The organism is Streptococcus wuxiensis (assembly GCF_040888245.1).
GTDB lineage: Bacteria > Bacillota > Bacilli > Lactobacillales > Streptococcaceae > Streptococcus > Streptococcus wuxiensis.
Genome location: NZ_JBFNFE010000019.1, coordinates 1 through 346 on the forward strand (window position 1 = coordinate 1; position 346 = coordinate 346).

The window sequence follows — 346 nt, forward strand, 5'->3', positions numbered from 1 at the left end:
CTGTTGGAACTACTGGAGTAATCTTAGGTGTGTAAGTTGTTTCTACAGCAGTACCGTTAGCATCTTTAGCTTGAACCTTAACTGGAACAACATCACCTGAGTATGACTTGTCAGTTGGTGTGAATGTTACAACACCTGTTTCCTTATCAACTGTGAAAGTACCGATTTCTTTACCTTCTGGTGACTTAGCAACTACTGATGGAGCTGGTTTGCCATTTTCGTCAAGAAGAGTAATGGTATCCTTGTCGATTGGTGCAACTGGGTCACCTTCTGTGAATGTTACAGTACCAGTTTGAACCACACCTTGAGGTGCAACTGATTCAGCTGGTGTTGCAGTTGGTGTTAC

General features: G+C 42.8%; 1 protein-coding gene. It reads right to left on the reverse strand.

Annotated features, from left to right (window positions below; genetic code table 11):
• On the reverse strand, positions 1-346 hold a 346-nt coding region (locus AB2B47_RS08615; RefSeq protein WP_320694119.1), incomplete at both ends, for a hypothetical protein.